Origin of the sequence: Rhodococcus kronopolitis, assembly GCF_042654025.1 — a bacterium.
Lineage (GTDB): Bacteria > Actinomycetota > Actinomycetes > Mycobacteriales > Mycobacteriaceae > Rhodococcus_G > Rhodococcus_G kronopolitis.
In genome coordinates this window covers 507,652-526,758 of sequence record NZ_JBHSFO010000002.1, presented here as the reverse complement: position 1 = coordinate 526,758, position 19,107 = coordinate 507,652, and the positions used below count along the sequence as shown (strand labels likewise).

Below are 19,107 nucleotides of genomic sequence, written 5' to 3'. Positions count from 1 at the left end.
CCATCCATGGCCGTCACCGCCACCTCGGGTGGACCCGGCGCCCCCTACGGGCTGCCCGGTCACCTGGTGGACTTCGTCGAGGCACTGCGCAAGCGCGGCATCCCGGTCGGCCCGTCGGAGACGGTGGACGCAGGCCAGGTGATGTCGGTGCTGGACCTGCTCGACCGCGAGGCGCTGCGGGAGGGCCTGGCCTGCTCGCTGCTGCGGCGGCCGACGCACCGCGCCACCTTCGACGCGCTGTTCGACCTGTGGTTCCCGGCAGCGGTCGGGTTGCGCGACGGCGGCTCCGCGGACCTGCAGATTCCGCGCCGACCCGACGGCAGCGTGGACTTCGAGGCACTGCGGGAGCTGATCGCCGGGCTGCTGGCCGACGGTTCCCCGGAGTCGCTCGAGCTGACCGAGAAGCTGACCGCGCAGATGGTCGAGCAGCTGGGCCAGTACCAGTCGTCGAAGGGCCCGTCGTTCTCCGCCTACCAGGCGTTGCGGGACGTCGCACCGGAGTCGCTGGTCGAGCGGATCCTCAACGGGCTGCTCGGCGACCGCGTCGAGGGCGAGCACGCGGCAGGCGACTACGCCACCGAGGTGGCCCGGCGCACCGCCGCGCAGCGGGTCGCGGACTTCCGGAAGCTGGTCGAACAGGAGACCCGGCGCCGTTCCGCCGAGGAGCTCGGCAGGGACCGGGTGGCGGTCTACGGGGTGCCGCGCCTCGCCGAGGAGGTCGACTTCCTGCGGGCGTCGGACTCCGAGCTGGTCGCGTTGCGACGCACCGTCACCCCGCTGGCCCGCAAGCTCGCCAGCCGGCTGGCGGCCCGCCGCAAGCGCAGCCGCTCCGGCGCGATCGACCTGCGCAAGACGCTGCGCCGGTCGATGTCCACCGGCGGGGTGCCGATCGACCTGGTCCTCCGCAAGCCCCGGCCCGCCCGGCCCGAGCTGGTGGTGCTGTGCGACGTGTCCGGCTCGGTGGCGGGGTTCAGCAACTTCACCCTGCTGCTGGTGCACGCGCTGCGCGAACAGTTCTCCCGGGTGCGGGTGTTCGCGTTCATCGACACCACCGACGAGGTCACCCGGTTCTTCGACGCAGGCGCCGACCTCGGCTCGGCGATGTCCCGGATGATCCGCGAGGCGGACCTGATCAGCTACGACGGGCACTCCGACTACGGCAACGCGATCGGGGTGTTCGCCGAACGGTTCGCACACAGCCTGACCAGCAAGTCGTCGCTGCTGATCCTGGGCGACGCGCGCAACAACTACCGCGAGCCGAACGTCGCGGCGCTGACCCACCTGGCGGCCGTCGCCAAGCACACCCACTGGCTGAACCCGGAGCCGACGGGGCAGTGGGGCAGCGGCGACTCGGCGGCGCTGGTGTACGCGGACGTGGTGACGATGCACGAATGCCGCTCCGCCAAGCAGCTCGCCGCGGTGGTCGAGACGCTGCTGCCGGTCTGAGCGCGGGCGCGGGCGGTGGGCGTCGACCAGTAGGCTGGTCACTCGTGCAGTACGAAGCGGATACGACGAGGACCGGGACGGCGACGCCGCCGGTTCCCGGGGCGGCGAAGCCGAGGCGACTCGGTGTGATGGGCGGTACCTTCGACCCGATCCACCACGGCCACCTCGTGGCGGCCAGCGAGGTCTCGGACCGGTTCGGCCTCGACGAGGTGATCTTCGTCCCCACCGGTCAGCCGTGGCAGAAGGACGGGAAGAACGTCAGCCCGGCCGAGGACCGCTACCTCATGACGGTCATCGCCACCGCCTCCAACCCGGGGTTTTCGGTCAGTCGCGTCGACGTCGACCGGGAGAAGGCGACCTACACCGTCGACACCCTGCGGGACCTGCGGGCGCAGCATCCGGACGCCGAGTTGTACTTCATCACCGGTGCGGATGCGCTGGAAAACATCCTTTCCTGGCAGAATTGGGAGGAGCTGTTCCAACTGGCGAAGTTCGTCGGTGTTTCCCGGCCCGGTTTCGAGCTCGGGATCGAGCATCTCGCGGATCATCTGGCGGACCTGCCGAAGGGTGCGCTGACGCTCGTCGAGGTGCCCGCGTTGGCGATCTCTTCGACCGAGTGCCGGTTACGGGCCAGCGAGAATCGACCCGTCTGGTACCTGGTGCCGGACGGGGTGGTCCAGTACATCTCCAAACGCAACCTCTACCGGCCGCTCGACGCAGAGCGGCTCGACGGGGCCGTCACGGTGTCGCAACCGGCACCGCACAAGATCCACCCCCAACCGCAGAACCTGGAGAACACGTAAAAGTGAGCGCAACCGCCGAAGCCACCGAAATGTCGCGCATTGCCGCGCTGGCAGCCGACGAGAAGCTGGCCACCGATGTGGTCGTCCTCGACGTCTCCGATCACCTGGTCATCACCGACTGCTTCGTCATCGCCTCCGCGGCGACCGAGCGCCAGGTCAACGCGATCGTCGACAACGTCGAGGAGAAGCTCCGCGAGGCCGGTCACAAGCCGGTCCGCAAGGAGGGCACCCGCGAGGGTCGCTGGGCGCTGCTCGACTACGTCGACATGGTCGTCCACATCCTGCACAGCGACGAGCGCGAGTTCTACGGCCTGGAGCGGCTGTGGAAGGATTGCCCGGTCGTCCCGGTCGAGGGCATCGCGGCCGTCGAGCGTCCGGCCGACGTCGACGTGGACGACGACGAGAACCAGAACCGCGTCGACGACGACGGCACCGAGTCTCGGTGACTGCTCGCCCCGTCCAGGGCGTCCCCGTGCGGCGGCTGATCCTGCTGCGTCACGGGCAGACCGAGTACAACGCGGGCAACCGCATGCAGGGCCAGCTCGACACCGACCTGTCCGAGCTGGGTCGGCTGCAGGCCAAGTCCGCGGCGCGGGCGCTGGCCGAACGGCGGCCGGCCACGTTGGTGTCGTCCGACCTGCGTCGGGCCTTCGACACGGCGAGCGAGCTCGGTGAGCTGGCCGGCCTGGCGGTGGCCACCGACGAGCGGCTGCGCGAGACGCACCTCGGTCAGTGGCAGGGCCTGACCCACACCCAGGTCGACGAGCGTGACCCCGGTGCCCGGGCGGCCTGGCGGGCCGACGCCTGCTGGGCCCCGCCGGGTGGCGAGAGCCGGGTCGACGTGGCGCGGCGGGCCACCCCGGTGGTCACCGAGCTGGTGGCCGGGCGGCCCGAGTGGGCCGAGGAACCGGTGGTGCTGGTCGCGCACGGGGGACTGATCGCCGCGCTGACGGCCGCACTGCTGGACCTCCCGGAGGACCGCTGGACCGTGTTCGGCGGGCTGGGCAACACCAGTTGGGTGCAGCTCAGTGGGCACGGCGAACCCGACTCGCTGAGCTGGCGGCTGGACGTGTGGAACGCGTCGGCTACGGTAGCCAGCGATGTCCTCTGAACTCGATACCCCGTCGGCGTCTGACGCCGCCCGCCCGGTGCTGCTGGTGCTGGCCGACTCGTTGTCGTACTTCGGCCCGAAGGGTGGGCTGGCCGCCGACCATCCGCGGATCTGGCCGAACCTGGTCGCGGCCGAACTGGGCTGGGACGTCGAGCTCGTCGCTCGGATCGGCTGGACCAGCCGGGACGCCTACTGGGCGTTGATCCAGGACCCGCGGGTGTGGGCGACGGTGCCGCGCGCGGCCGCCGTGGTGTTCGCCGTCGGCGGCATGGACTCGCTGCCGTCGCCGATGCCGACCGCGCTGCGCGAGCAGATCAGGTACATCCGGCCGCCGGCGCTGCGCCGGGTGGTCCGGTCGAGCTACCAGTGGCTGCAGCCGCGGCTCGCACCGCTGGGCTGGCCGGTGGCACTGCCGCCGAAGCTGAGCGTGGAATACCTGGAGAGCGCGCGGGCCGCGCTCGAGTACATGCGTCCCGAGCTGCCGGTGATCGGCACCCTGCCGTCCGTGCACGACTGCGAGGCCTACGGCAAGGTGCACTCGGGCCGGCCCGCCGCGGTCCGTGCCCTCGAGTCCTGGGGCGCCGACAAGGGCGTGCCGCTGGTCGACCTGGCCGAGGCGGTCCGGGACAACGTCTTCTCCGACCGCGGGAACCCGGACGGCATCCACTGGGGCTGGGACGGTCACGAGCGGGTCGCCGAGGCGATGGTCGCCGCTATCCGCGGGGCGATGCCCGCCGGGGCGGCGTCTGCCGGTGTAGAGCCCGTCGACGAGGCGCCCGCCGCGGCGCCGGTCACCGACGGCGCCAGGTAGTCCGCGTGCCCGTCGTCGTCGTCACCGACTCCTCGGCGTGCCTGTCACCGGAGTTGGTGCGGCAGTACGACATCCGGGTGGTGCCGTTGCACCTGCTGGTCGACGGCGCCGACCTGCGTGAGGGCATCGATTCGCTGCCGGCGGACCTGCCGCGCGGCGCCGTGATGACCACCTCCGGGGCCTCGCCGGGCGAACTCGCCGCGACGTACGGCCGCGCGCTGGACGACAGCGGCGGCGACGGCGTGCTGGCCGTGCACCTGTCCCGGCAGCTGTCGGGGACCTGGGAAGCGGGCCGACAGGCCGCGCAGGAGTTCGGCGGCAAGGTGCGGATCGTCGACTCCCAGTCCACCGCAATGGGAACCGGCTACCCGGCGCTGGCCGCCGCCCGCGTCGCACAGGCCGGTGGCGGACTCAAGGCCGCGTACCAGCGGGCCGTCGACGTGGCCAGCCGCGGCAAGGCCCTGATCATGGTGGACCGCCTCGAACAGCTCCACCGGGGCGGACGCATCGGCACCGCCGCCGCGCTGCTGGGGACCGCGCTGGCGGTCAAGCCGGTGCTGCACCTGGTCGACGGCAAGCTGGTGCTCAAGGAGAAGACCCGCACCATGACCAAGGCGCTGGCCCGACTCGTCGACAGCGCGGTGGACCTGGCGGCGGGAGGTGAGGCCGCGATCGCGGTGCACCACCTGAAGGCCCCCGAGCGGGCCGAGCAGGTCGCCGAGGAGCTGCGGGCACGGGTCGGCGGCGACTGCGAGATGGTGGTCGCGGAGTTCGGGCTGGTACTCGGGGCGCATGTCGGACCGGGTGCGGTCGGGGTGCTGGTGATCCCGGGCGGTGCCGGCCCGGGGGACTGGGCCGAGAGCGTCGCTACCACCTCCGACTGACATCGACGCGTCGCCGGTCGGCGATACGCGCAGGTGGGCCGTCGCCGTCTCTGCCGCTGTCCACACCCCGCTGATCAATCCACAGGGCAGCTGTTTCCCCAGTTCGTGAGGCGGGCCACCGGTTCGGTCGGTCCTAACGTCGGCGGCATGCGCAGCACCGACGACGCCCGCGACCGGATCCGGCGACGACTCGACGCGCTCACCGGCGCCGGTCCCGGATACCACGATCCACCCGGCACCGACCCGGGCGCTGACCCGCCGGGCCTGGACGGCGACGGGATCCGGGCGCCGGACTGGCTGCGTCCGTCCGAGGAGCCCGACGGGATGCCGCGGTCGCGGGCCCGGCTCGCCCCGGGCCGGCGCGGCGTTGTCGCGCTGGTGATGGTGGGGGTGGTCGCGGCCGGGGTCGGGGTGTTCGGTGCCTGGCGGGACCGGCCGTCCGCGCAGGCCGTCGAGCCGCTGTCACAGGCGCAGTCCGACGGTGCGCAGTTCGGCGGTTCGCCGCCCGTCGGGGATCCGGGCACGGGTTCGGTCGCAGGCGAACCCGCCGTGCCCGGCGGAGATCGGCCAGCCGGGCCTGCCGTGCCACCGTCGACGCCTCCGGCCCCCGCCGACCTCGTGGTCAGCGTGGTCGGGCTGGTGCACGCCTCGGGGCTGGTCCACCTGCCCGACGGGGCCCGGATCGCGGACGCCGTCGCGGCGGCAGGCGGGGCCCGCGAGGGGGCGGACCTGCTGGGTCTGAACATGGCGCAGCGGGTTGCCGACGGCGACCAGATCCTGGTCGGCGTCGCGCCCGAGGGCGGTGCCCCCGTGACAGTTGGGAGCGGCACGGTCGGTGCCGGTGCCGGTGCTGGTGCTGGCGCGGCGGGTGGCGGTGGCCCCGGGCCGTCCGGCACCGGGGGACCGGCGGCGGGCGGGAAGGTGAACCTCAACACCGCGACCGCGGAGGAACTGGACGCCCTCCCTGGGGTGGGCCCGGTGACCGCCGCCTCGATCCTGGCCTGGCGCACGGCCAACGGCAGGTTCACCGACGTCGAGCAGCTCGGCGAGGTGGACGGCATCGGCCCGGCCCGGCTGGGCAAGCTCCGTGACCTCGTCGCCGTGTAGAGATGACCTCGGCCGAGGTGCGGGTGCTGGACCTGCGGCTGCTGCCGTCCGCGCTGACCTGCTGGGCGGTGACCCTGTTCGGGATCGAATGCGGCTGGCGGGCGGCGCTGTGGCTGGCCGCGGCGGCGGGCGTCGCCGCGGCGGTGGTGGCGGGGTTCGGCCGTCGCGCGGGCGCGGGCGCGCGGGGCACGGTCTCGGCGGGCCTGCTCGCGGTGCTGCTGATCGGCGCGGGCTTCGCCGCCGCGGTCGCGGCCCGCGAGCACGCGGTGGCGGTGCACCCGCTGGCGGCGGCCGCCGCGCGCGGCGACCACGCGAGCGTGACCCTCACCCCGGTCGACGACCCACGCCCGGTGCGGTCGCCGACCGGGGACACGGTGCTGATCCGCGCCGCGCTGGACTCGATGGAGATCGGCGGCGCCGAGGTGGCGGCGGGCGGTGCGGTGCTGCTGTTCGCGCCCGCGGACGGGTGGGGCGAGCTGCTGCCCGGTCAGCGGGTGCGGCTGCGCGCCGAGGTCGGTGTGCCGCTGCGCCGAGACCTCACCGTCGCTGTCCTTCGCGCCGACGCCCCACCCCGGGCGGTAGCCAGGCCGCCGTGGCCCCAGCGGGCGGCGGGTCAGATCCGGCACCGGTTCGCCGCCGCGTCCGCCGCGGCGCTGCCGCCCGAACCGGCGGGCCTGTTGCCGGGGCTGGTGGTCGGCGACGTCTCGGCACTGCCTGCGGGCGTCCGCGACGACTTCACCACTGCCGGGCTGACGCACTTGACGGCGGTGTCCGGCGCCAACGTCTCGATCCTGATCGGGGCGGTGCTGCTGGTGCTGCGGGCGGCGACGCTGGGCCCGCGTACCTGCGTGCTCGTCGCGGCACTTGCGTTGGCGGCCTTCGTGATCGTGGCCAGACCGTCGCCGAGCGTGCTGCGCGCCGCGGTGATGGGCGTGGTGGGGCTGCTGGCGATGGTCACCGGCCGGCGCAAGCAGGCGATGCCCGCGTTGGGCGCCGCGGTGATCGTGTTGCTGGCGTGGCAGCCGGCGCTGGCGGTGAACTTCGGGTTCGCGCTGTCGGTGGCGGCGACCGCGGCGCTGGTGCTGGTCGCGCCGAGCTGGGCGCTGCGCCTGCGGGCCCGCGGCTGGCCCCGGTACCTGGCCGAGGCGGTGGCCGTGGCGGCCGCCGCGCACGTGGTGACGGTCCCGATCGTGGCCGCGATGTCGGGCACGGTGAGCACCGTGGCGATCGCCGCGAACCTGGCGGCCGCGCCGGTGGTCGCGGTGGTGACGGTGGTCGGGGCCCTGGCGGCCGTCGGGGCCGCGGTGTGGCCGCCGCTCGGGGAGCTGCTCGCCCACGCCGCCGCCCCGCCACTGTGGTGGCTGCTGTGGGTGGCCCGGCACGCGGCCTCGGTTCCGGGGGCGAGCGTGACGGTGCCTGCGGGTCTGGCCGGGTCCGTGCTCACGGCGGCGGCCCTGCTGATGCTGGGGGTGGCCGTGCGAGTGCGCCGGGTCCGTCACCTCGCGGCGGCCGTCGTGCTGGGACTGGCCGCGGTGTGGGTGCCGGTGCGGGTGGTCTGGCCGGGGTGGCCGGTCCAGGGCTGGGTGCTGGTGGCGTGTGACGTGGGCCAGGGGGACGCGCTGGTGCTGGCGGCCGGTGACGGCGCCGCGGTGGTGGTCGACGCCGGCCCCGACCCGCAGCTCGTCGACGGCTGCCTGGACCGGCTCGGGGTGCGGCGGGTGACGGCGGTGGTGCTCACCCACCTGCACGCCGACCACGTCGTCGGGCTGCCCGGGGTGCTGCGGGGTCGTTGGGTCGGGGAGGTGGTGATCGGGCCGATGCGCGAGCCGGCGTACCGCTTCCGTCAGGTCCGCGACCAGGCCGCGGCGGCCGGGGTTCCGTTGCGCTCGACGGCGGCAGGCTCGGAGCTGCGGACGGGACGGCTGACGATGCGGGTGCTGGGGCCGACGCTGCCCGTACCCCGGGACCCCGCCGAGGGCGCGGACCGCGCGAACGACCAGTCGCTGGTGCTCGCCGTGGACACCGCGGCGGGCCGGATCCTGCTCACCGGGGACGTGGAAGCCGACGGTCAACGGGACCTGCTGCGCGACCGGGTGCCGGTGGTGGCCGACATCCTCAAGCTGCCGCACCACGGCTCCCGGACCACCACGCCGGAGTTCCTGCGGGCTGTCGGGGCCAGGCTGGTGGTGGTCTCGGTGGGGGCGGGTAACACCTTCGGGCACCCCAACCCCGGGGTGTTGGCGGAGATCGAGCGGATCGGGGCGCGGGTGGCGCGGACGGATCGGGGCGGGGACATCGCGGTCAGCCGCGCCGGCGGCGGGGCCACTGCCGTCAGTCACCGTCGGCGTGGGACCATCGTCCGGTGAGTCAGCCCACCCCTCCCGCGCCGCTGCACCTGGTCCTCGGGGACGAGGAACTGCTGGTCGAACGCGCCGTCTCGGCGATCGTCTCCAGTGTGCGGGCGGCGTCCGCCAACGCCGACGAACTACCGGTGACCCGGCTGCGCGCCGGCGACACCAACGCCCCGGAACTGGCGGAGCTGCTCAGCCCGTCGCTGTTCGCCGAAGACCGGGTGATCGTCCTGGAGGCCGCGGCCGAGGCAGGCAAGGACGCGGTGGCCCTGGTGCTCGACGCGGCCGCCGCCCCGCCCGAGGGGTTCGTGCTGGTGATCCTGCATTCCGGTGGCGGCCGGGCCAAGGCGATGGTCAGTGCGCTGCAGAAGTGCGGGGCGGTGACGCACGAGTGCACCAAGCTCCCGACGGGTAAGGGCGGCGACCCTCAGCGTGTCCAGTTCGTTCGGGGCGAGTTCCGGGCGGCCGGGGTGCGGGCCTCGACGGAGGTGGTCCAGACGGTGCTCGACGCGGTCGGGTCGGACCTGCGGGAGCTGGCCGCGGCGTGCTCGCAGCTGGTCTCGGACACCGGCGGCGTGCTGAGCGTGGCCGCGGTGCAGCGGTACCACTCCGGCAAGGCCGAGGTCTCCGGCTTCGACGTCGCGGAACTGGCCGTCGCGGGGGATCGCGGCGCGGCGATGGAGTCGCTGCGCTGGGCGATGCTGCGCGGGGTCCCGCACGTGCTGCTCGCCGATGCCCTCGCGGACGCGGTGCACACGGTGGCCCGGGTGGCCTCGGCCGGCCGTGGCGACCCGTTCCGGATGGCGTCCGAGCTGGGCATGCCGCCGTGGAAGATCAAGAAGGCGCAGGCGCAGGCACGCGGCTGGCGACCGGAGACCATCGGCATGGCGCTCGGGGTGGTCGCGCAGCTGAACGCCGACGTCAAGGGCGGGGCGGCCGACCCGGACTACGCCGTGGAGTACGCGGTCGGCCGGATCGTGGAGCTGCACGGCTAGATCGTCCGATCGGATCGGTGCCTTCGACCCACTCAGAATCGAGCAGACATGACCGGTGCCGCCCGTGATGCCGCGCTGGACCGGGCCCGGTCCCTGATCCGGCCCGCCGACCTGCCCGCCGACGCGCGTACCGACGAGGGCTTCCTCGACCTGCTCGGGAACCGTGACGCGCCGCGTCCGACAGCGGCGCAGCATGCCATGAACAGCCGGTTCGTCGCCGCGATCTACGAGCGCGCCTGGCGGCCGGTGGCGACGGCCGCACTGGGTGTCGGTGGGCTGTCGGGTACACGGGAACGCGCGCGGGCGGCCGACGACCTGGCTCTGGGCGGGGAGCAGCGGGTGCTCGACGTCGCGTGCGGACCCGGCAACTTCACGCGCTACTTCGGCAGCCGGCTCACGGGCGACGGCATCGCGGTCGGGTTCGACATCTCCCGGCCGATGCTCGGCCAGGCCGCGCGGCGCAATCGCAGTGGTCACGCGGCGTACGTGCGCGGCGACGCCCGGCGGCTGCCGTTCGAGGACGGAACGTTCGATGCGGTGTGCTGCTACGCCGCGCTGTACCTGGTGCCGGAACCGCTGACCGTCGTCGACGAGTTGATCCGGGTGCTGGCACCGGGCGGGCGGATCGCGGTGATGACGAGCGTCGACCGCGGGTGTGAGCCGGTGGCTTCGGTGCTGTCGACGGTCGCCGGGACCCTCGGGGTCCGGATGTTCGACCGCGATACCCTGCCTGCGATCTTCGCCGCCGCCGGGCTGACCGAGGTGCGGCAGCAGTTCCACGGACTCGCCCAGTTCCTCAGCGCCACCAGGCCCCCGCTCGACGGGCCGTCGTGAAAGTCCCCACGTCGCCCTGACCGCCACGACAGACGGGCCGGAGACACCGAAAAGCCGCCCGGTCCAGTGGACCGGGCGGCTTTCGCCGTAACGAGGGTTACGTCAGAGCTTGTTGGCGGCCAGCGCGAGCGCCGACTTCTTGTTGGCGGCCTGGTTGGCGTGGATGACGCCCTTGCCGGCAGCCTTGTCGAGCTTGCGGCTCGTGGCGACGAGCAGCTCGCTGGCCTTGTCCTTGTCGCCCGAGGCGACAGCCTCACGGAAGGAGCGGATCGCGGTGCGCAGCGAGGACTTCACCGACTGGTTGCGCAGTCGCTGACGCTCGTTGGTGCGGATTCGCTTCACCTGGGACTTGATGTTGGCCACGCGTAAAATCCTGTCGTCTTTGCTGGTTTCTGTCAGAGAAGCTTCGGGCGCACATGGGCGCCGAACTTCGAGAATACCAGTCGTCGGTGTCCGATCCCAAACCGGCGCGCGAACGCTATTCCGCGCAGCGGCGGTCCGGATCGTGGATTCGGGTCTGGGTGTGCCGCACGGTGATCTGCCACCTGCAGCACTGGACAAGTGTACCCACAGCCGCCCGTGGGCCCGCACCTGACGTCGCTCGCGGTGCCCGTTCGGGGCCCGTCCGGGGGTTGTCCGGGGATTTGCCGACACGCCTGTCGGCCTCCGTGTGAGGGCCTCCAGCCTGCAGTAACGTCCGCCCGGAAAGCGTTCTGGCAAGCATGACCTCTACTCGAGCAAGGTGGCACATGTCTCCTACCGCACAGGAGTTGGCCGAGATCGAACCGATCTCGGACCTGAAGAAGTACGTCGCAGAGTGCCTCGGCACCTTTGTCCTGGTGTTCGCATCGGTGGGCACGGCGGTGATCGCAGGATCGAAGGTCGGCAATCTCGGGGTGGCGCTCGCGTTCGGTTTCACCCTGCTGTTCCTCGTCTACTCGATCGGCCCGATCTCGGGCTGCCACGTCAACCCGGCCGTGACCTTCGGTCACTTCCTGCTGGGCCGGCTGAGCGCGGCGAAGGCCGGTCTCTACGTGGTGGCGCAGGTGATCGGCGGCCTCGTTGCCGGCGTGGTGCTGTTCGCGGTTGCCAAGAGCCTGCCGTCCTACGATCGGGCGGCCGACGGGCTCGGCGGCAACGGCTGGGGTGCGCACAGCCCCTCGGCGATCTCGGGCCCGCTCGGGACGGTGCTCGAGAACGGCTACGGCATCGGCGCGATGATGATCGCCGAGGTGGTGCTCACCGCGATCCTGGTGTTCGTGGTGCTGGCCTCGACCGACCAGATCTCGGACGTGCCGCTGGCAGGCGTCTCCATCGGCCTCACCCTCGCGGTGATCCACCTGGTGCTGATCCCGATCGACAACGCCTCCGTCAACCCGGCGCGGAGCCTCGCAGTGGCGCCGTTCCAGGACGGGGCATTCGGTCAGCTGTGGGCGTTCATCGTCTTCCCGCTCATCGGCGGCGCACTCGGTGCGTTCACCTACCGGAGCCTGTTCGGTCGATTCGATCGCATGCAGTCCTGAGCTGAGTTCGACGCCGACGGGCGCCGGTTCGCGGTTTCCACCGCGCACCGGCGCCCGTCCTCCGTTTCGGCACCGACGCGCCGACCCTCAGCTCCAGCTGTAGTCGGACCGCAACCGGGCGGCCACCTTCTCGAACCGCTTCTTCTCCAGCACCGCGCCCTCGCGACGGATGCCGGACTCGGGGACGTCGAGCACCCGGTCCAGGCGCACCCAGCTGGGCCGCCCGTCCGCGTCCCACGGTCCGGCGCCCAGGCCCAGCCAGTTCCGCTCGTCGTCGCGGCCCGCGTTCGAGGACAGCATCAACCCCAGCAGGGTGTCGCCGTCGCGCCCGACCACCAGCACCGGACGGTCCTTGCCCTGGCTGGCGTCCTCCTCGTAGGCGACCCACGTCCACACCACCTCGCCCGGGTCGGCCCGGCCGTCGAGGTCGGGGGAGTACTCGACGCGTCGGGCCCGGTGCGCGGTCGGGACCGTCGTCGAGGCCACCGGCCGGCCGGGTGTCACCGGTCGGGTCGGGTTGGTGCCCTTGGGCTTCCCGGCCTCACCGCGTCCGCCCAGCAGACCCGACTTCTGCAGCTCGGTGAGCAGCCGGGGGCCGTGCTGTCTCGCGAGGTTGCCGAGTTGTGTGCCGATTGCCTTCCAGCTCTGTGCCATGGGGTTCAACCTAACCGGGCGCACGGACGCCGCCCGGTGCGGCCACGGAGTGCACGAACCCGGCCCCCGACCTGCCGGCCGGCGTTCGCGCACGTCGTGGTGGCCGAGGCCCGGGAACGCTTCCGTGACGGCATCGGTGTGGTTGGCAGGTGTTCACCCGTTCCGGGGGATGCGCCCGGCCCCGCGGGTGCCGACGCTGGAGGCCGGACATCGAATGCACAGCGACCGCATCATTCGGAGGAAATCATGGCCCTCGACACATTCGCCCTGCTGGCGGCTGCCTACGACTCGCAGGACGCCGCAATCGCCGACTACGACGCGGTGCACGCTCTCTACGTCGAGGCGGGCCTGATCGACACCTACGACGCGGCCGTGATCACCAGGACCGACAAGGGCAAGGTCAAGATCGTCAAGAAGCACGAGCAGCCGACCCGGCAGGGCGCGTGGGGTGGGCTCGGCATCGGCCTGGTCGGGGGCGCACTGGTAGCGCTGTTCCCGGCCGTCGGCCTCGGGGCCGGGCTGTTGCTGGGCGGTGCTGGCGGCGCCGGCCTCGGGGCGCTCGGCGGCCATGTCGCGGCCGGGATGAGCCGCTCCGACCTCAAGGAGCTGGGCGAGTTGCTCGACGAGGGCGAGAGCGGGCTGATCGTCGTCGCTGCGACGGATCTCGAGGCGCGGGTCGAGAAGGCGCTCGCACGCGCGGCCAAGGTGACCAAGAAGCAGCTCGAGGCGGACACCGAGCAGGTCAGCAAGGAGATCGACGACGCGTCCAAGTCCTGACAGTTGCGCCCGTACGCGCACCGGTTCCACCTGACGGCGAATCCGGCGGGTGGAAGCCGGTGCGTGACTGGCTCACGGGAGCGTTCGGCAGCGCCGTCGAGGATCTCGCCGCCGATGCCCGGGACACTCGCGGCACGCTGGGCGATTGCGGTCGGTGGCGCAGGGCGTGCTGCTCGCCGGGGACCTCGCGCCGAACCCGTTCGTGGACCGATCGATGTCGATCCTCCCGACCGCGCGCAGACTCGATCGCGGCAGGCCTGCGGCGCCGACACACACCGCGGCGTTCACGGCCGCGCGATACCGATATCCTGCTAGGGAGACAGTGGCCCGGAACCGGGCCGGTGCCGTCCAGTTAAGGGGTTCGCCATCAGCAGCTTCGCCGACAAGACGTTCACGGATCCCGCCCGGATCCGGAACTTCTGCATCATCGCGCACATCGACCACGGCAAGTCGACGCTGGCGGACCGGATGTTGCAGCTCACCGGTGTGGTCGAGGAGCGGGCGATGCGTGCCCAGTACCTGGACCGGATGGACATCGAGCGCGAGCGCGGCATCACCATCAAGGCCCAGAACGTGCGGCTGCCGTGGACGATGGACGACGAGGAATACGTCATCCACCTGATCGACACCCCCGGCCACGTCGACTTCACCTACGAGGTCTCGCGCGCACTCGAGGCCTGCGAGGGCGCGGTGCTGCTGGTCGACGCCGCACAGGGCATCGAGGCGCAGACCCTGGCCAACCTCTATCTCGCGATGGAGAAGGACCTGAAGATCATTCCGGTCCTGAACAAGATCGACCTGCCCGCGGCCGATCCCGACCGCTACGCCGAGGAGATCGCGCACATCACCGGCTGCGAGCCCGGCGACGTGCTGCGGGTCTCCGGCAAGACCGGGATGGGCGTCAAGGAACTCCTCGACGAGGTGATCCGTCAGGTGCCCGCGCCGGTGGGCGACGCCGACGGCCCGGCCCGCGCGATGATCTTCGACTCGGTCTACGACGCCTACCGCGGCGTGGTCACCTACGTGCGTGTCGTCGACGGCAAGATCCGGCCGCGCGAGAAGGTCACGATGATGTCGACCGGCACCACCCACGAACTGCTCGAGGTGGGCATCATCTCGCCCGAGCCCAAGGCCACCGACGGCCTCGGTGTCGGCGAGGTGGGCTACCTGATCACCGGCGTGAAGGACGTGCGCCAGTCCCGGGTCGGCGACACCGTCACCACCTTCCGCAACGGCGCGACCGAGCCGCTGGTGGGCTACCGCGACCCCAAGCCGATGGTCTACTCCGGCCTGTACCCGATGGACGGCTCCGACTACCCGGTGCTGCGCGACGCGCTGGACAAGCTGCGGCTCAACGACGCCGCGCTGGCCTACGAGCCGGAGACGTCGGTGGCCCTCGGCTTCGGCTTCCGCTGCGGCTTCCTCGGCCTGCTGCACATGGAGATCACCCGCGACCGTCTCGAGCGGGAGTTCGGGCTGGACCTGATCTCCACCGCGCCCAACGTGGTCTACCGGGTGCAGCTCGAGGACGGCACCATGCAGACGGTCACCAACCCGTCGTACTGGCCCGAGGGCAAGGTCGGCGACGTCTACGAGCCGATCGCCAAGTGCACCGTGATCGCGCCCAGCGACTACATCGGCGCGATCATGGAGCTGTGCCAGAGCCGCCGCGGCGAGCTCGGCGGCATGGACTACCTCTCGGAGACCCGCGTCGAGCTGCGCTACGAGATGCCCATGGGCGAGATCATGTTCGACTTCTTCGACGCGCTCAAGTCCCGGACCAAGGGCTACGCCAGCCTCGACTACGAGGAGGCAGGCGAGCAGGTGGCCGACCTGGTCAAGGTGGACATCCTGCTGCAGGGCGAGGCCGTCGACGCGTTCTCCTCGATCGTGCACCGCACCAACGCCTCCGCCTACGGCGGCCGGATGACCGCGAAGCTGCGCGAGCTGATCCCGCGCCAGAACTTCGAGGTCCCGATCCAGGCGGCGATCGGCTCCAAGATCATCTCCCGCGAGACCATCCGCGCCATCCGCAAGGACGTGCTCGCCAAGTGCTACGGCGGCGACATCAGCCGCAAGCGCAAGCTGCTCGAGAAGCAGAAGGAGGGCAAGAAGCGGATGAAGACCATCGGCCGCGTCGAGGTCCCCCAGGAGGCGTTCGTCGCCGCGCTCTCGTCCGAGTCCGTCGGCGAGAAGCCCAAGAAGTAGCCCGACGGCCCGCGGCCTGGCCGTCCCGAAGCCGAAGGAGCGCACCGTGATCGACACCTGGCTGACCCGTAAACTGGGACTGGAGGTGCCGATCCTCGGTGCGCCGATGGGCGGCCGGGCCGGCGGCAGGCTTGCCGGCGAGGTCACCCGGGCCGGCGGGCTGGGGTTGCTCGGCGCCGCGCGGTACGCCACCCCGGAGTGGATTGCCGCCGAGTCCGCGGTGGTGCGCGAGATCGGTGGCGGTGCGTTGGGCATCGGGCTGATGACCTGGGCGCTCGACGACGACGACACGCTGCTGGGGGCGGCGCTCGCCGAGAAGCCCCGGGTGGTCTCCCTCTCGTTCGGCGACCCGGCGCCCTACGTCGAGCGGGTGCACGCGGCGGGCGCGCTGGCGGTCTCGCAGGTGAACACCGTCGAGGACCTGCGCGTCGTCGAACGCGCGGGTGTCGACTTCGTCATCGCGCAGGGCGGCGAGGCGGGCGGGCACACCGGCCGGATCGGGACGCTGCCGCTCCTGCAGGAGGTGCTCGAGGCGACCAGCCTGCCGGTGCTCGCGGCCGGCGGTATCGGCACCGGGCGCGGCCTGGCCGCGGTCGTCGCCGCGGGCGCGGAGGGCGCGCTGATCGGCACCGCGCTGCTCGCGAGCCCCGAGACCATCGGCCCGGACTACGCGCGGCGGCGACTGGTCGAGGCCGGCAGCGCCGACACGGTGTACACCTCCGTCTTCGACCAGGCGCGCGATCAGCCGTGGCCGGCCCGCTGGGGCGGCCGGGCGCTGGCGAACGACTACACCGACAGGTGGGACGGCCGCGGCGCCGACAACGAGACCCTGTCGGCCGCATACGATCCGGCCGACCCCCGGCAGGGCGTCGTGTACGCGGGCGAGGCCGCGGGCCTGGTGACCGCGGAACGTCCGGCCGGCGAGGTGGTGCGGGCGATCGCGGCCGACGCCGAGCGGTTGCTGCGCCGGTTCGGCTGAACGCGGGCCCCGAGTCCCGAACACGGGCCTGGCCGACCGTCACGTTCGGTCGGCGGCGAGCGGGCCTAGGTGGGGGAGTGCGCCGGCTGGAAGGTGCCGGAGTCGGCGGCCTCCTCGGCACGGATCACGTGGACGACGGCGTTGATCAGGGCCAGGTGCGTGAACGCCTGCGGGAAGTTGCCGAGATGCCTGCCGTTGCGGGCGTCGATCTCCTCCGCGTACAGCTTGAGCGGGCTGGCGTACCCGAGCAGTCGCTCGCACAGCCGCTTGGCCCGCGGCAGCTCGCCGATCTCGACCAGCGCCGAGACCAGCCAGAACGAGCAGATGGTGAAGGTGCCCTCCTCGCCGGTCAGGCCGTCGTCGGTGGACTCCACCCGGTACCGCAGCACCAGTCCGCCCTCGGTCAGCTCGTCGGCGATGGACAGCACGGTCGCGCGCACCCGGTGGTCGTCCGCGGGCAGGAACCGCACCAGCGGCACCAGCAGCAGCGAGGCGTCCAGCGACGGGTCCCCGTAGCGCTGGGTGAACACCCCGCGCTCGTCGACGCCGTGCGCCAGGACGTCGGCCTTGATCTCGTCGGCGATCGCCGCCCACTGCGTCGCGTAGGACTTCTCGCCGTGCAGGGTGGCGAGCTTGGCGCCGCGGTCCAGCGCCACCCAGCACATCACCTTCGAGGCGGTGAAGTGCTGCGGTTCGCCCCGCACCTCCCAGATGCCGCGGTCCGGCTTGCGCCAGTGCTTGATCGCCTCCTCGACCTGCCGCTTGAGCAGCGGCCACAGCGCGTCGGGCACCTGGTCACGGGAGCGGACGTGCAGGTACACCGAGTCCAGCATGGTGCCCCAGATGTCGTGCTGCTCCTGGTCGTAGGCGCCGTTGCCGATCCGTACCGGGCGGGCGCCGTCGTAGCCGGACAGGTGCGGCAGTTCGACCTCCTCGAGCGAGTGCTCGCCGCCGATTCCGTACATCACCTGCAGCGGGTCCGGGTGCCCGTTCTCGGACTGCGACGCGTCGGAGATGAAGGAGAAGAAGTCGTTGGCCTCCCGGTCCAGGCCCAGCGTGTACAGGCCCCACAGCGCGAAGGTGGAGTCGCGGACCCAGGCGTAGCGGTAGTCCCAGTTCCGTTCGCCGCCGGGGGTTTCCGGCAGCGACGTGGTCGACGCGGCGAGCAGGGCGCCGGTGGGGGCGTAGGTCAGACCCTTGAGCGTGAGGGCGCTGCGCTGGAGGTAGCCGCGCCAGGGGTGGTCGGGGAAGCGGCCGACGTTGATCCACTGTCGCCAGCACTCGGCCGTCTTCCACATCTTGTCCGCGGCGTCCTCGAAGGTCTGTGGCATCGGCTGGTCGGCCCAGCTCAGCGCCACGAAGACGTTGTCGCCCTGCGACATCCGGGTGCGGGCGCGCGCCTCGCGGCCCTCGAGGCCGAGCTTGAGGTTGGTCGTCAGCCGCAGTGTGGGCTGCTCACCGAGCGCGCTGGCCTCGCAGGTCGCGGTCGCCTCCTCGTACACCTTGCCCGTGTACTCCCAGCGCGCGGTGGCGCGGTGGTAGTCGAAGGCCGGCTCGCAGCTCATCTCCAGCTCCACCGTGCCGCTGACGCACTTGATCGTGCGCAGCAGGATGTGCTCGGCGTCCCAGTCGGTGGGGGTGCGGCGGTGGGTGCGCGAGCGGGCGCTGTTGTTGTGCCAGGGCCCCATCACCAGGGCGTCGCGGACGATCAGCCAGCCGGTCGGGGTCTGCCAGGTGGTCTCGACGATCAGCCCGCCCGGCAGGTAGCGCCGGGCGGCAGGCACGTTCTGCCCGTACGGGCCGATCCGGAAATGGCCTGCGCTGCGGTCGAGGATGGCGCCGAACACGCTGGGGGAGTCCGGCCGCGGCAGGCACATCCACTCGACGGCGCCGTTGCGGGCGATCAGGCAGGTGCTCTCGCAGTCGGAGAGGAACGCGTAGTCGTCGATCGGCGGGAAGGAGCTGCGGCGTGTCGAGTCCTCGACGAGCGCGGGCAGGTTGGCGGGGAGCTCGGCATCCTCGGACGTTCCCATCAGCCCATCATCGGCCCGCCGGGCGCGGGCGTCCACCCGGGCGGGCGAACGATAAGCTGGGCCCGTGAATCAGATTGCCAGCTGGTGGGACGGCCTCGAGCTGTGGCTCATCGGCCTGCCGTACGTCCCCCAGCTGCTGCTGGTGATGGTCGTGGTGCTGCCTGCGGCCTTCGGGATCGCCCTCGGGGCCGATCTGCTTCTCGCCCGGACCTTCGCGTTGCTCGGTCGTGACCGTGCGCCCGCGCCGCCCCCGTCCACCGCGGTCGGGGGTGAGCACTGATGCCCCGTTCCAAGGTCACCCTCGCGTTGATCGCGCTGATCATCTTCGTCCTGGTCGGCTGGTTGCTGACCCGCTAGTCCCCGCGGTCCGCGGCTCGGTTAGTTCCGAGCCGCGGGCTCTGATAGATTCCACGCGTGTCCGCAACTCTGTCGCATCAGGTCCGCCATGAACTGGCGTTGATCGGTGTCGGCATGCTCGCGGTCGCCGACATCGACTGTTGTTGATCTCTCCGCCGCTCGGCTCTCGCCGCGGTCGGTTCGCCCCACGTAGCGGGCACCACCCTCTTTTTCCTCGGTAACCCCGACACCACG

The 19,107-nt window shown here is 72.1% G+C and carries 19 protein-coding genes; 16 read left to right on the top strand and 3 right to left on the bottom strand.

Annotated features, from left to right (window positions below; translation table 11 throughout):
* Positions 1–6 precede the first annotated feature (6 nt).
* The 10 genes from ACFO6S_RS05745 (at position 7) to ACFO6S_RS05700 (ending at position 10,342) form a co-directional block, all read left to right on the top strand.
* Positions 7–1,446 (top strand): vWA domain-containing protein, encoded by a 1,440-nt coding sequence (locus ACFO6S_RS05745; protein ID WP_378414939.1) that lies wholly within the window; start codon positions 7–9, stop codon positions 1,444–1,446.
* 128 nt (positions 1,447–1,574) lie between these two features.
* Positions 1,575–2,249 (top strand): nicotinate-nucleotide adenylyltransferase, encoded by a 675-nt coding sequence (nadD, locus tag ACFO6S_RS05740; RefSeq protein ID WP_378414938.1) that lies wholly within the window; start codon positions 1,575–1,577, stop codon positions 2,247–2,249.
* Positions 2,250–2,251: 2 nt separating this feature from the next.
* On the top strand, positions 2,252–2,695 hold the full coding sequence (gene rsfS / locus ACFO6S_RS05735; protein WP_378414936.1) for a ribosome silencing factor: 444 nt from the start codon (positions 2,252–2,254) through the stop codon (positions 2,693–2,695).
* Entirely contained in the window at positions 2,692–3,360 is a 669-nt protein-coding gene (locus tag ACFO6S_RS05730; protein WP_378414934.1) for a histidine phosphatase family protein, read from the top strand. The genes rsfS and ACFO6S_RS05730 overlap by 4 nt, the downstream gene beginning before the upstream one ends.
* Positions 3,350–4,171: a diglucosylglycerate octanoyltransferase gene (gene octT / locus ACFO6S_RS05725; RefSeq protein WP_378414932.1), complete on the top strand. Its 822-nt coding sequence runs from the start codon at positions 3,350–3,352 to the stop codon at positions 4,169–4,171. The genes ACFO6S_RS05730 and octT overlap by 11 nt, the downstream gene beginning before the upstream one ends.
* Before the next feature lie 5 nt (positions 4,172–4,176).
* Positions 4,177–5,055 carry a DegV family protein gene (locus ACFO6S_RS05720; RefSeq protein ID WP_378414931.1) on the top strand — a complete coding sequence of 293 codons (879 nt, stop codon included), beginning with the start codon at positions 4,177–4,179 and terminating at the stop codon, positions 5,053–5,055.
* Between the two features lie 147 nt (positions 5,056–5,202).
* On the top strand, positions 5,203–6,162 hold the full coding sequence (locus tag ACFO6S_RS05715) for a ComEA family DNA-binding protein (RefSeq protein WP_378414929.1): 960 nt from the start codon (positions 5,203–5,205) through the stop codon (positions 6,160–6,162).
* 2 nt (positions 6,163–6,164) lie between these two features.
* Positions 6,165–8,528 carry a ComEC/Rec2 family competence protein gene (locus ACFO6S_RS05710; RefSeq protein ID WP_378414928.1) on the top strand — a complete coding sequence of 788 codons (2,364 nt, stop codon included), beginning with the start codon at positions 6,165–6,167 and terminating at the stop codon, positions 8,526–8,528.
* On the top strand, positions 8,525–9,508 hold the full coding sequence (holA, locus tag ACFO6S_RS05705) for a DNA polymerase III subunit delta (RefSeq protein ID WP_378414926.1): 984 nt from the start codon (positions 8,525–8,527) through the stop codon (positions 9,506–9,508). Before ACFO6S_RS05710 ends, holA begins: the two co-directional genes overlap by 4 nt.
* A gap of 48 nt (positions 9,509–9,556) precedes the next feature.
* Positions 9,557–10,342 (top strand): class I SAM-dependent methyltransferase, encoded by a 786-nt coding sequence (locus tag ACFO6S_RS05700; RefSeq protein WP_378414925.1) that lies wholly within the window; start codon positions 9,557–9,559, stop codon positions 10,340–10,342.
* A gap of 102 nt (positions 10,343–10,444) precedes the next feature.
* On the opposite strand, the gene rpsT is transcribed toward ACFO6S_RS05700, so the two are convergent.
* Positions 10,445–10,705 carry a 30S ribosomal protein S20 gene (rpsT, locus tag ACFO6S_RS05695; RefSeq protein WP_378414924.1) on the bottom strand — a complete coding sequence of 87 codons (261 nt, stop codon included), beginning with the start codon at positions 10,703–10,705 and terminating at the stop codon, positions 10,445–10,447.
* Between the two features lie 386 nt (positions 10,706–11,091).
* On the opposite strand from rpsT, the gene ACFO6S_RS05690 reads away from it, so the two are divergent.
* On the top strand, positions 11,092–11,865 hold the full coding sequence (locus ACFO6S_RS05690; RefSeq protein WP_378414923.1) for an aquaporin: 774 nt from the start codon (positions 11,092–11,094) through the stop codon (positions 11,863–11,865).
* A gap of 87 nt (positions 11,866–11,952) precedes the next feature.
* Here ACFO6S_RS05690 and ACFO6S_RS05685 read toward each other — a convergent pair whose 3' ends face one another.
* On the bottom strand, positions 11,953–12,519 hold the full coding sequence (locus ACFO6S_RS05685) for a type II toxin-antitoxin system PemK/MazF family toxin (protein WP_378414921.1): 567 nt from the start codon (positions 12,517–12,519) through the stop codon (positions 11,953–11,955).
* Between the two features lie 246 nt (positions 12,520–12,765).
* Here ACFO6S_RS05685 and ACFO6S_RS05680 point away from each other — a divergent pair, with 246 nt between their 5' ends.
* The 3 genes from ACFO6S_RS05680 (at position 12,766) to ACFO6S_RS05670 (ending at position 16,483) form a co-directional block, all read left to right on the top strand.
* Positions 12,766–13,296: a DUF1269 domain-containing protein gene (locus ACFO6S_RS05680; protein ID WP_378414919.1), complete on the top strand. Its 531-nt coding sequence runs from the start codon at positions 12,766–12,768 to the stop codon at positions 13,294–13,296.
* Between the two features lie 366 nt (positions 13,297–13,662).
* Positions 13,663–15,504 (top strand): translation elongation factor 4, encoded by a 1,842-nt coding sequence (gene lepA / locus ACFO6S_RS05675; protein ID WP_378415247.1) that lies wholly within the window; start codon positions 13,663–13,665, stop codon positions 15,502–15,504.
* 46 nt (positions 15,505–15,550) lie between these two features.
* A complete protein-coding gene (locus ACFO6S_RS05670) occupies positions 15,551–16,483 on the top strand; it encodes an NAD(P)H-dependent flavin oxidoreductase (protein WP_378414918.1) in 933 nt (310 codons plus the stop codon).
* Positions 16,484–16,548: 65 nt separating this feature from the next.
* Here the strand turns inward: ACFO6S_RS05670 and ACFO6S_RS05665 are convergent, their stop codons facing one another.
* The gene (locus ACFO6S_RS05665) at positions 16,549–18,480 is read right to left on the bottom strand and encodes a glycoside hydrolase family 15 protein (RefSeq protein WP_378415246.1); all 1,932 of its coding nucleotides are present in this window, start codon (positions 18,478–18,480) and stop codon (positions 16,549–16,551) included.
* A gap of 100 nt (positions 18,481–18,580) precedes the next feature.
* Here ACFO6S_RS05665 and ACFO6S_RS05660 point away from each other — a divergent pair, with 100 nt between their 5' ends.
* Positions 18,581–18,796 carry a hypothetical protein gene (locus tag ACFO6S_RS05660; protein ID WP_378414916.1) on the top strand — a complete coding sequence of 72 codons (216 nt, stop codon included), beginning with the start codon at positions 18,581–18,583 and terminating at the stop codon, positions 18,794–18,796.
* Positions 18,797–18,930: 134 nt separating this feature from the next.
* Positions 18,931–19,020 carry an Ms4533A family Cys-rich leader peptide gene (locus tag ACFO6S_RS05655; RefSeq protein ID WP_378414915.1) on the top strand — a complete coding sequence of 30 codons (90 nt, stop codon included), beginning with the start codon at positions 18,931–18,933 and terminating at the stop codon, positions 19,018–19,020.
* Positions 19,021–19,107 lie beyond the last annotated feature (87 nt).